General features: G+C 59.4%; 14 protein-coding genes and 1 pseudogene. 14 read left to right on the top strand and 1 reads right to left on the bottom strand.

The window, feature by feature from the left end; all coding sequences use genetic code 11:
• Positions 1-677, bottom strand: a 677-nt coding sequence (locus tag ACILSI_RS25870) for a formylglycine-generating enzyme family protein (RefSeq protein ID WP_395724818.1), incomplete at its 3' end; no start/stop codon positions are given.
• A 262-nt stretch (positions 678-939) separates the two neighbouring features.
• On the opposite strand from ACILSI_RS25870, the gene ACILSI_RS25865 reads away from it, so the two are divergent.
• From ACILSI_RS25865 to ACILSI_RS25800, 14 genes and pseudogenes are all read left to right on the top strand, one after another.
• On the top strand, positions 940-2,703 hold the full coding sequence (locus ACILSI_RS25865) for a carbamoyltransferase (protein WP_395724819.1): 1,764 nt from the start codon (positions 940-942) through the stop codon (positions 2,701-2,703).
• 153 nt (positions 2,704-2,856) lie between these two features.
• A complete protein-coding gene (gene rfbA / locus ACILSI_RS25860) occupies positions 2,857-3,744 on the top strand; it encodes a glucose-1-phosphate thymidylyltransferase RfbA (RefSeq protein ID WP_395724817.1) in 888 nt (295 codons plus the stop codon).
• 115 nt (positions 3,745-3,859) lie between these two features.
• Positions 3,860-4,321, top strand: a complete 462-nt coding sequence (locus ACILSI_RS25855; RefSeq protein WP_395724816.1) for a GxxExxY protein — start codon at positions 3,860-3,862, stop codon at positions 4,319-4,321.
• Positions 4,322-4,560: 239 nt separating this feature from the next.
• The gene (gene rfbB / locus ACILSI_RS25850) at positions 4,561-5,700 is read left to right on the top strand and encodes a dTDP-glucose 4,6-dehydratase (RefSeq protein WP_395724815.1); all 1,140 of its coding nucleotides are present in this window, start codon (positions 4,561-4,563) and stop codon (positions 5,698-5,700) included.
• A gap of 37 nt (positions 5,701-5,737) precedes the next feature.
• A complete protein-coding gene (locus tag ACILSI_RS25845; protein WP_395724814.1) occupies positions 5,738-5,989 on the top strand; it encodes a UPF0175 family protein in 252 nt (83 codons plus the stop codon).
• Positions 5,970-6,479 carry a DUF3368 domain-containing protein gene (locus ACILSI_RS25840; protein ID WP_395724813.1) on the top strand — a complete coding sequence of 170 codons (510 nt, stop codon included), beginning with the start codon at positions 5,970-5,972 and terminating at the stop codon, positions 6,477-6,479. Before ACILSI_RS25845 ends, ACILSI_RS25840 begins: the two co-directional genes overlap by 20 nt.
• A 5-nt stretch (positions 6,480-6,484) precedes the next feature.
• Positions 6,485-6,604, top strand: a pseudogene (locus ACILSI_RS25835) (dTDP-glucose 4,6-dehydratase); the annotation flags it as partial.
• A 216-nt stretch (positions 6,605-6,820) separates the two neighbouring features.
• Complete coding sequence (locus tag ACILSI_RS25830; protein ID WP_395724812.1) at positions 6,821-7,012, top strand: hypothetical protein; 192 nt, start codon at positions 6,821-6,823, stop codon at positions 7,010-7,012.
• A gap of 28 nt (positions 7,013-7,040) precedes the next feature.
• On the top strand, positions 7,041-7,823 hold the full coding sequence (locus ACILSI_RS25825) for a hypothetical protein (RefSeq protein WP_395724811.1): 783 nt from the start codon (positions 7,041-7,043) through the stop codon (positions 7,821-7,823).
• 5 nt (positions 7,824-7,828) lie between these two features.
• Positions 7,829-8,089, top strand: a complete 261-nt coding sequence (locus ACILSI_RS25820; protein ID WP_395724810.1) for an acyl carrier protein — start codon at positions 7,829-7,831, stop codon at positions 8,087-8,089.
• Positions 8,067-9,338, top strand: a complete 1,272-nt coding sequence (locus ACILSI_RS25815) for an AMP-binding protein (RefSeq protein ID WP_395724809.1) — start codon at positions 8,067-8,069, stop codon at positions 9,336-9,338. The genes ACILSI_RS25820 and ACILSI_RS25815 overlap by 23 nt, the downstream gene beginning before the upstream one ends.
• Positions 9,339-9,346: 8 nt before the next feature.
• Positions 9,347-10,075 (top strand): SDR family NAD(P)-dependent oxidoreductase, encoded by a 729-nt coding sequence (locus ACILSI_RS25810; RefSeq protein WP_395724808.1) that lies wholly within the window; start codon positions 9,347-9,349, stop codon positions 10,073-10,075.
• A 1-nt stretch (position 10,076) separates the two neighbouring features.
• The gene (locus ACILSI_RS25805; protein ID WP_395724807.1) at positions 10,077-10,496 is read left to right on the top strand and encodes a hypothetical protein; all 420 of its coding nucleotides are present in this window, start codon (positions 10,077-10,079) and stop codon (positions 10,494-10,496) included.
• A gap of 23 nt (positions 10,497-10,519) precedes the next feature.
• Positions 10,520-10,738: WxcM-like domain-containing protein (locus ACILSI_RS25800; RefSeq protein ID WP_395724806.1), on the top strand; the 219-nt coding region annotated here is incomplete at its 3' end.

Raw genomic sequence — 10,738 nt, 5'->3', positions numbered from 1 at the left:
AAATAGGCCCAGGAGCCGCCGCGCAGCACGCCGGTGGGCGTGGCGCGGATTTCCACGGGTTGCGTCCACTCCCAAACATTGCCCGCCAGGTCGAACAAACCTTCCTTGGACGGGGCAAAACTGCCCACCGGCGCGGTGTAGGCGTAGCCGTCGGTGTGTCCGGGAATCTCACCTTCGGCCAAGTTGGCGGTCTTGGGCGGCGGCGGCCAGCTTTCTCCCCACGGGTAGATGCGATCATCCCGCAGGCGGTCCTCGGCGGTGATTCCGGCCTGTTTGCGGCCTCTGGCCAGACCCACGGCGGCATCCCATTCAGCCGGTGTCGGCAGGCGGTAAGATTGGGAACTGTCGATGAGTTTCTTTTCACGCTCGGTCTCCGTGAGCCAGTTGCAGAAGGCCACGGCATCCTGAAGGTTTGCTCCCACCACTGGATGCTCCGGCGTCTGCTGGAAGTGCGGCTGGTAGGACCACGGGTGCTTTTGCTGCCGCAGGAACTCGTGCCATTCGGACAGCCGTGTCTCCCAGACGGCGAACTGCACCATGGTGCCCGGCACGGAGGCAAAGCGGGTGCCCAGGCTGCTCACATGGGGCGGGAGCTGGGCGGCCTCCTGGCCTGCGGCAAGGGTCCAGCCTGCCAGGCACAGGAAAATTGAAAGCAGGCTGGGTTTAATTGAGCGCATGGGCGTTGGATAAATGAGAAGCCTGCCAAGTTCATCTGAAAAAACGAGGGGGCAGACAGACGGACCAATCTGTGGGGGAAACTCCGCGGCTTCCAGCAAAGGATGGTGTCAAACTGTTAACACAGTCCGGCACTTTGTTCTTTGCGCTGGAAATCAGCGTGGTACAGTCGCGCTCCTTTTTGGAAAATGCCGCCCCAACCTCCGGCAAGCATCGTCTGGCCGCTTATTCGCGACCAATGGCGGCAGCGTGCCTGACACATCAATGATCGTCCTCGGTCTCAACGCCTACCATGGCGACTCCGCCGCCGCCCTCGTCAAAGACGGCAAACTCATCGCCGCCGCTGAAGAGGAGCGCTTTCGCCGCATCAAGCACTGGTCCGGCCTGCCCACGGAGGCCATGAAGTGGTGTCTGGCCGACGCGGGACTCACGCTGGGCGATGTCGATCATATCGCCATCAACCGCGATCCCAAGGTCAACAACCTGCGCCGTGCGCTCTACGTTCTGCGCAAGCGCCCCAGCCTCGGCCTCATCTTCAAGCGCCTCGCCAACATCAAACGCGCCGGTTCCTTTGAGGATGCCGTTCAGGCCGCTTTCCCTGGTGAAAACTTCCGCGCCCAGGTGCATCGCGTGGAGCATCACCTCGCCCATCTGGCCTCCGCGTTTCTGGTCTCGGGCTTTGATGAGGCCGTCTGTCTCTCGGTCGATGGCTTTGGCGACTTCGCCAGCTCCGCCTGGGGCATGGGGAAGGGGAATGACATTCAAATCGACGGACGCGTCTATTTCCCGCACTCGCTCGGCATCTTCTACACCGTCATCACCCAGTTCATCGGCTTCCCGCATTATGGCGATGAGTACAAGGTCATGGGCCTCGCCCCGTATGGCGAGCCGAAGTATCTCAAAGAGATGCGTGAGCTCGTGCAGGTGCAGACTGACGGCAGCTTCAAGCTGAACCTCCAGTACTTCCGCCATCACAGCGACGACGTGCATTACACCTGGGACAACTGCTGTCCGGAAGTCGGCACGCTTTACAAGAAGGAGCCGATGGAGGCGCTCTTTGGCCCGCAGCGTGAAAAAGGCGCGGCCTTGGAGCAAAAACACCGAGACCTCGCCCGCAGCGCCCAGGCCATGTATGAGGAGGCGTTCTTCGCCATGCTGCATAGCCTGCACGCGAAATACAAGTGCGACGCCCTCGCCCTCTCCGGTGGTTGCGCCATGAATTCCGTCGCCAACGGCAAGGTCTATCTCAACTCGCCCTTCAAGCGCATGTACCTCCCCGCCTCCGCCGGGGATGCGGGCGGTGCCATCGGCTCCGCCTTCGTCGTGGCCCGCCAGCTTGAAGGGAGCGCGGGCACTCCTGCCCGCAGCGGGCATTTTGTCATGGATCACGCCTACGTCGGTCCGCAGACCACCGACACCGAGATCAAGGCGCTGCTCGACTCACGCGCCGCTGACATCGCTGCGGAAAACTGCACCGTGCGCCGCATCGACGACGAAGACGAGCTTTGCCAGGCCACCGCCACCGCCATCACCGAGGGCAAGGTCATTGGCTGGTTCCAGGGCCGCATGGAATGGGGGCCGCGTGCGCTGGGCAATCGCAGCATCCTTGGCGATCCGCGTCGTGCGGACATGAAGGACATCCTCAACCTCAAGATCAAACGCCGCGAGTCCTTCCGCCCCTTCGCGCCGTCAATCTTGCGTGAGCATGTCAGCGAGTGGTTCGAGCAGGACGACGACGTGCCCTTCATGATGGAAGTGTTTCAAGTGCGGCAGGAAAAACGCGCTCAAATCCCCGCCACCACGCACGTCGATGGCTCCGGGCGGCTCCAGACCGTCCACAAGGAGACGAATCCCCGCTACCATCGCCTCATCAGCGCCTATCGCGACATCACCGGCGTGCCGATGGTGCTCAATACCAGCTTCAACGAAAACGAACCCGTCGTCTGCAAGCCCCAGGAGGCGCTCGACTGCTTCCTCCGCACCAAGATGGACGTGCTCGTGCTCAACGACTGGATGATTCAGCGATGACGCAGATTCAAACATCCGCAGATTGCACAGATTCAATCCTGATTTTCTGAACTCAACTCCCCAGCTTTCTGATTTGAGTCTTCTTCGTCTCTATCTGTGTAATCTGAGTAATCTGTGGATCCATCAGCGGTCCCATCTGAGTAATCTGTGGACATGAAAGGCATCATTCTCGCAGGCGGCGCGGGTTCGCGTCTTTATCCGCTGACGCAGGTGGCTTCCAAGCAGCTCCAGCCGGTCTATGACAAGCCGATGGTGTATTACCCGCTCACCGTGCTCATCGCCTCCGGCATTCGCGAGTTCTGCCTCATCTCCACACCACACGACCTGCCGCGCTTCCGCCAGCTTTTGGGAGATGGCTCCGCCTGGGGGCTGCACATTGAATATCGTGAGCAGCCCAGGCCCGAGGGCATTGCGCAGGCCTTCCTCATCGCGGCGGACTTCATCGGCCAGGATCCCGTCACCTTGATTCTTGGGGACAACATCTTCTTCGGTGGCGACGCCTTTCCGCGCGCCTTCGCCGAGTTCCAGTCCGGTGCCACCATTTTCGCCTATCACGTCACGGACCCCGAACGCTACGGCGTCGTCGAGTTCGATGCCGAGGGCAAAGCCGTCTCGTTGGAGGAAAAGCCCGCGCAGCCGCGCAGCAACTACGCCGTGCCCGGCGTTTATCTCTACGACAACGAGGTCGTCGCCATTGCCCGCGCGATGAAGCCCTCCCCGCGTGGCGAGCTGGAGATCACCGACGTGAACAAGGAGTACCTGCGTCGTGGCACCCTCCGCGTGCAGCGCCTCAGCCGTGGCACCGCTTGGCTCGATGCCGGTACCAGCAGCAGCTTGCACGAGGCCTCCGCCTATGTGCAGACCATTGAGAAACGCCAGGGCATGAAGCTCGGCTGCCCGGAGGAGGCCGCCCTGTATCGCGGCTTCCTCACGCTGGAAAAATTCGAGTCGCTCGTCTCCGGCCTGCCAAAGTGTGAGTACCGCGACTATCTCGCCGACGTCGCCACCGAAGTTCGCCGGGTGGGTATCAAAAGTGCCTGATCCCATCCGCAGATTTCACAGATTCAAACAGGATTTCCGACCCCCTGCGTAATTCTCCGATCAGAATCATCTGCGTTAATCAGCGACATCTGCGGATCAATCATCGTCCCTATCTGTGAAATCGGTGCAATCTGCGGATCAATCATCGTCCCCATCTGCGAAATCTGCGGACCGTGATCCCCGAACCTACGCCATCATCGGTGCCGCCATGGAGGTGCATCGTGAACTCGGCTGTGGATTCAACGAGGTGTTCTTTCAGGATGCTTTGGAGATCGAATTCCAGATTCGCGGCATTCCGTTCGTCCGGGAGCAGGCCTGGCATGTGTTTTACAAAGGGCGCAGACTGCCCTCCTCGCTGCGTCCTGACTTTGTCTGCTATGGCGAGGTCATCGTGGAATTGAAGGCGCTCACCGAAATCACCGGATGGGAGGAAGCCCAGATTCTCGGGTATCTCAAAGGCACGGGATTCCAAACCGGTCTCCTCTTGAATTTTGGCACCCCCAGCCTGTTTCAACAACGCTTCACCCACGCTTCCAAGTGGCTCCCTGAAGCATCATCCGCAGATGACACCGATTAAAACCCGATTTCCGAACCCCTGCATCATCCGCAGATTTCACAGATTCAAACAGGATTTCCGAATCCGATTCTCAGGCTTCTGATCTGAACCATCCATGCTAATCGGTGCCATCTGTGGACCATCCTCTGAATCATCCGCGTCAATCTGTGACATCTGTGGTCCCCTCTGCCTAGGATCATCTGCGTTAATCAGCGAAATCTGTGGATCAATCATCTGTGTAATCTGCGCAATCTGTGGATATGAATCTTCTGATCACCGGCGGCGCGGGCTTCATCGGCTCCAATCTCATCCGTCATGTCATCGACAAGCCCGAGGTCACGAAGCTCGTCAATCTCGACTGCCTCACCTACGCCGGCCATCTCGAAAACCTCGCAGGCATCCATGGCGTGCATCCCCGCTATGCCTTCGAAAAGGTCGATCTGCGGGACAAAGACGAGGTCCTCCGCGTCATCCGCCAGCATGACATCACCCACGTCATGCATCTCGCCGCTGAAAGTCATGTGGACCGCAGCATCACCGGCCCCGGCGACTTCGTCACCACCAACATCAACGGCACCTTCCATCTCCTCGAAGCCTGCCGCGCCCATTGGTTTTCATCTGCGAAACCTGCGCCATCTGCGGCCCCTTCATTATCATCAGCTCAATCTGTGCAATCTGAGAAATCTGCGGCCCCTTCAGAGTCATCAGCTCAATCTGCGAAATCTGAGAAATCTGCGGATACTTCTGGGAAATCTGCGGACCGCTTTCTGCACGTCTCAACGGACGAGGTCTTCGGCTCCCTCGGCGCGACCGGTTTCTTCACCGAGACCACGCCCTACGCGCCGAACTCGCCCTACTCCGCCAGCAAGGCCTCGAGTGACATGCTCGTGCGCAGCTACCACCACACCTACGCCCTGCCCACGCTCATCACCAACTGCTCCAACAACTACGGTCCGTACCAGTTCCCCGAAAAGCTCATCCCCGTCGTCATTCAGAGCATCCAGGCCCGCAAACCCATCCCCGTCTATGGGGACGGCATGAACGTCCGCGACTGGCTCTACGTCGGCGACCACTGCGAGGCTCTCTGGACCGTTTTGACCCAGGGAACGCTTGGCGAAACTTACAACATCGGCGGTCACAACGAGAAGGCCAACCTCCACCTCGTCCAGCTCATCTGCGATCTCATCGACGAGTTCCAACCCGCCCTCGGCGGGAACTCCCGCCGCCTCATCACCTTCGTCACCGACCGCCCCGGCCACGACCGCCGCTACGCCATCGACGCCTCGAAAATCGACCGCGACCTCGGCTGGAGTCCCGCCCACACGTTCGAAACCGGCATCCGCGAGACGGTTGCGTGGTATTTGGAGAATCAGGAGTGGGTCAAAGCCGTGAAAGGCTGAACTTGGCAGTCTTTTGAATGGCGACTATCTTCATACCATGACAATGCTTCAAATCCCTGTCGATGACCGCTGGCTGCTGCGGGCCGGAATGACCGTCGCGGAACTGGCTGGCGAGCTGCGTGTGTTTTTGGCCGCCAAGCTTTATGAATCCAGCCGCCTGACACTCGGACAAGCGGCCGAAATGGCAGGTCAGCCAGTCTGGACGTTCATGGAATCGATCTCACGCCTGGGTGTGTCAGTGATCAACATGGACCTCGACATGCTCAAAAATGACATCGCCCGCGCCTGAGCCGCTGATCATCTGCGATGCCAGTCCGTTGATTCTGCTGGCAAAGATTTCCCAGGCTGATCTGGTGCTGAAACTGGCGGATGAAGTATGGATTCCAGATGTCGTGTGGGAGGAGCTCATTCACAAAAGCGGCACGCAGCCGGAGATTCCGATTTTGGTCAACCTGTTCTGCAAGCATGTGCGCACATCCGACGAGAAGGTGAGGAAAGTGTTCCAAACGCAGGTGGATGCCGGTGAAGCCTCCGCGCTCGCCCTCGCCCTCAACCATTCCCAGGCTCTTTTGCTCATGGATGACCGGCGCGGGCGTCTTGTGGCGGCTCATCAAGGCCTGCGTTGCATCGGGACGCTGGGACTGCTCTTGCGTGCCAGACGCGCGGGGCATGTGGGGGCGTTGCGCCCGCTGCTCCAGTCCCTTCGCCTCCATGGCATGTTTCTCACCGCCGCCCTCGAAAACGAAACGCTTCGTGCCGCGGGCGAGGAGCTGCTATGACCGGAAAAATCGCCCACGACCTCGGCTGGACTCCTGCTCACACCTTTGAGACCGGCATCCGCGAGACGGTGGCGTGGTATTTGGAGAATCAGGAGTGGGTCAGCGCCGTCGCTAGCAAATATTAAAACCGGGAACTGAGCTATCATGCGCCTTCGCAATTTCTTCCGCCCGCTCATATCGCCGGTCGCATTGAAAACTGGCTCTACGAGAAGAGCCATCCTGCTCATCCCTGGTTCGCCAAACGCCTCCAGTGCCTTACCTGCATCGAGAGCGACGCGGCCAGGTTTTACCTGCCAAGTCACCGGCATGCCTTCCCGACCCCTTGCTCGACTTCGCCGTCGATGGCTGGTATCGCCCCGTATGCGCGCACCGCACTGCCGAAACTCAAGTCCGGCGGCATGCTTCTTATCGACAACGCCGACTGGGCCAATCTGCTCCACGTCCCCGAAAAATTGGCCTCCCCTTCAGCAGAGACGCAACGTGCTGACACAGGCGTCCATTTGAAAAAAGCCCACTCGCTGGCCACACGTTAGATTTTCTCACGTCGCCGCTTCCTCCCTAATGTCCTCTTGCATCCATCCCAACTCCGTCATTTCTCCATCTGCGCACATTGGAGCGGATGTGACGATCGGCGCTTACAGCGTGATTCACGATCACGTTGTTCTTGGCGAGGGATCGGTAGTCCAGGAGTTTTGCGTTCTCGGTGATCAGCGCAATGAGAATTGCCGGGAACTGTTCATCGGACCTCGTTCGATCATCCGCTCTCATACCGTCATTTATCCGGGAAGCCGCTTCGAGGAACAGTTGGAAACCGGTCACCATGTCGTGATCCGGGAGAACACACTAGCTGGTGCGAATCTGCGGGTTGGCAATTACGGGGACATTGAAGGCAATTGCACGATCGGCGACTATTGCCGTTTCCACGGCTACGTCCACGTCGGCAAGGGGGCGCGCATCGGTCATTTCGTCTGGCTGTTCTCTCTGACGACGGCGACGAACGATCCGCTGCCGCCGTCTGAACTGAACGACCCGGTGACCATCGAGGACGGGGCTGTCGTTTGTGTGGAAGTGACCATGATGCCAGGTACGGTGATCGGCAAAGGAGCGTTCGTCTGCTCCGGCGCGACGGCCAGTGGCACGATCCCTCCTGGTGCCGTGATCACCGGCCACGATTGCAAGGTCGTCAACCATGTGAGCCGCCTGATGCACTTGCCATCCGGCTTACGTCATCCATGGATGCGTCACTACCGGAAAGGTTACCCTGCGGGAGTCCAACCACGCCTTGACATACTGCTCAAAGAAATCAACGCCACCCGCCACGATCTCGTGGTGCAAACCGACTGAACACCATGACCCGAGATGAAATAAAGACGCTGATGAATGCCATCCTGGCGAAGCAAGGAAAACCTTCCGTCACCGACGAGAACGGAGTGCTGCGTGACTTGGGATTTCGCAGCCTGGATTTCTCCGAGCTGGCCTTGCGAGTCGAGCGCGCGGTGGGCGATGAACTAAATTTCGACGCCGCCCTCATGCGCTCGATCTCCACCGTCGCCGACGTACTGAACTTCTTCGAGAAAACCATCCAGAGTGCCAGAGCTGGTCAGATCTAATACCGTCGTGCTCGATGGCGGTTCGCTCGCATGGGCGGACTTGCTTGCTTCATCTGAAAGCGCGCGGCTTTTGGATCTGTTCCGTTCTGCGGATGAGCCGGTGGCCATCATCGTGGATGACGTGCGCACCGCGCTGAATGCAGCCGCTATGCTGGCAGACACACAACTTGATGGGCTGGTGCTTGGACGCGACCGTCTTTCGGAAGGTGTTTCGTCACTGCTGTCGCGATCGGGTTACTGCGTGCTGGATTCGAAGTCTGGCGCGACCACCAAACCGGAAGCGAAAACTTCCCCGGTTCCCGGTCGCATCAGCCTGCTGACCTCGGGTACCACTGGAACACCAAAGCTTGTATCGCATCGTTGGGAAACTCTCTTCACAGGCCGCGATATAAGGCGCCGTGAACCGCGCCGTTGGCTCGTGCCCTACCAGATGGGCAGCTATGCGTGGTATCAGGTGGTTACGCTCGGATTGTTTCATGAGGGGCAGATGCTCGCACCCGCCGATCCGTCGGACATGACGAGCCTGTTTGAAACCGCCTCCGTTGCGCGCGTGGACAGTATCTCGGCCACTCCGACGTTCTGGCGGCTCGCGTTACTCTCGGTCACCGATGCGCGGCTTCAATCCTTGCCGCTACAGGTTATTACTCTTGGCGGTGAAGCGGCTTCGCAGGACATCCTGGATGAGCTGCGCGTCTTGTATCCGGCCGCACAACTGACGCACATCTACGCCACCTCTGAAGCAGGCACTTGCATCGTCGTGAAAGATGGCCTCGCCGGGTTTCCAGCTTCGCTGTTGACGAGAAATGATCCCTCGCTGCCGCAATTGAAAATCGAGGGCGGGAAGCTCGCTGTGCGTTCTCCTTTCACATCACGGGCCGCAGTTAATCAGGCGGCTGAATGGATCGACACCGGCGACGTCGTCGAGCAGCGGGGCGAGCGCGTGTTTTTCATCGGCAGAGACATCACGGCCATGATCAACGTCGGCGGCAACAAGGCCTGGCCCGCCGACATTGAAGCGGTCCTGCTCCGGCATCCCGCCATGGCATGGGCGCGGGTGCGTGCGGTGCGATCACCGCTAGTAGGGCAATTGCCGGAGGCGGATATGGTCTTTGCGGCGGGCCGAACGCCGCCTTCTGAAATGGAACTCACCGAGTTCTGCAGAGGCAGACTGCCGGAGTACGCGATCCCGCGAATGTGGAATGTGCTCGACGCGATCCCGGTGCAAGGAAGCCTGAAGTCAGCGCTCTGATCTCCGACATGAAGCCCAAACTCATACTCGTCAGCGGTGGCTCACGCGGCCTCGGATATCACATCGTGAAGCACTTGCTCGACGCCGGACACGCCGTCGGCTCATTTGCACGCAAACGGACAGTCCAGGTCGTTGAGCTTGAGACGCGGCACACGGGTCGGTTCCATTTCATCGAATCCGACGCAAGCGATCTCAAAACGCTTGGCAGATTTATGGGCGAGTTGATTGAGCAGCATGGCGAGCTTCACGGTCTGGTGAACAACGCCGCCGTCGGGCAGGATCACCTGCTGGTCCATGCCTCGCCGGACAAGATTCACTCCATCATCGCCACAAACCTCGAAGCGCCCATCCTGCTCACGCGGCTGGCTCTCAAGCAGATGCTACTTCAGGAAGGCGGCGGACGCATCGTCAACATCTCGTCCATCTGCGGGCTGCGCGGCTACACGGGCCTTACAGTCTATTCCGCGACAAAGGCCGGCATGGACGCCTTCACCCGCTGCCTCGCGCACGAGGTCAGCGGCCGGGGCATTTTAGTGAACTCCATCGCGCCTGGCTTCTTTGAGTCTGAGATGTCGTCGGTTCTCTCGCCAGATCAACTCGCCATCATCAAACGCCGCACGCCGACTCATAATCTGACATCGGACGACAACCTGACGCCCGTGCTCGATATGTTGCTCTTCGCCGACGCGAATATGACGGGCCAGACCATCGTCGTCGATGGAGGAACCTCCTGCTGAAATGCAATTCGCCCTCGGACAACTGTATTGCACAAATCACGATGTTCCGCCGCTCGCGGCTGATTCCGCACGATCATACGACTGGAAGGGGCATCGCTACGAATGGCTGCACGAGAAAAGCCGTGGCTCGCGAATTTGCCTCGACGTCGAGGGGCTCGACACTCCCGCGCCTGATGCCATCGTGCCGCACGGGATGAACACTCGCGATTTCTGGGCGGCATGGACGTTCGCAGAAGCGTGTTGCAAGATCTCCGACGTGCCGATCCTCCAGTGGATCAGGACACTGCCGCTGGTCGTTCCACGTTCCGGCGTTGTGTTGCAGATGCCTGTCCAATTTCCCAGTTCCTCGTCTGCCTGGAGTTTTACCGACTGCTGGCCTGAACAAAACGTCGTTTTTACCTGCGCCTGGCTACAGATCTGAGCGAACCAACCTTTCCACCCACCATGAGCCTCGAACAATGCAAAGTGATCGACCTCCCCAAAATTGCCGACCCGCGAGGCAATCTAACCTTTATCGAGGGGCCGACGGGCAGCGGGCATGTGCCGTTTGAGATCAAACGGGTGTTTTATCTCTATGACGTGCCTGGCGGCGCGGATCGCGGCGGCCATGCGCTGCGGAGTTGCCACCAGTTTTTGATCGCCATGTCGGGCAGCTTCGATGTC

This window comes from Prosthecobacter sp. (assembly GCF_044232965.1).
Classification (GTDB): Bacteria; Verrucomicrobiota; Verrucomicrobiia; order Verrucomicrobiales; family Verrucomicrobiaceae; genus Prosthecobacter.
The sequence above is the reverse complement of the archived record's forward strand: the minus strand, read 5'-3'. Positions and strand labels throughout refer to the sequence as shown.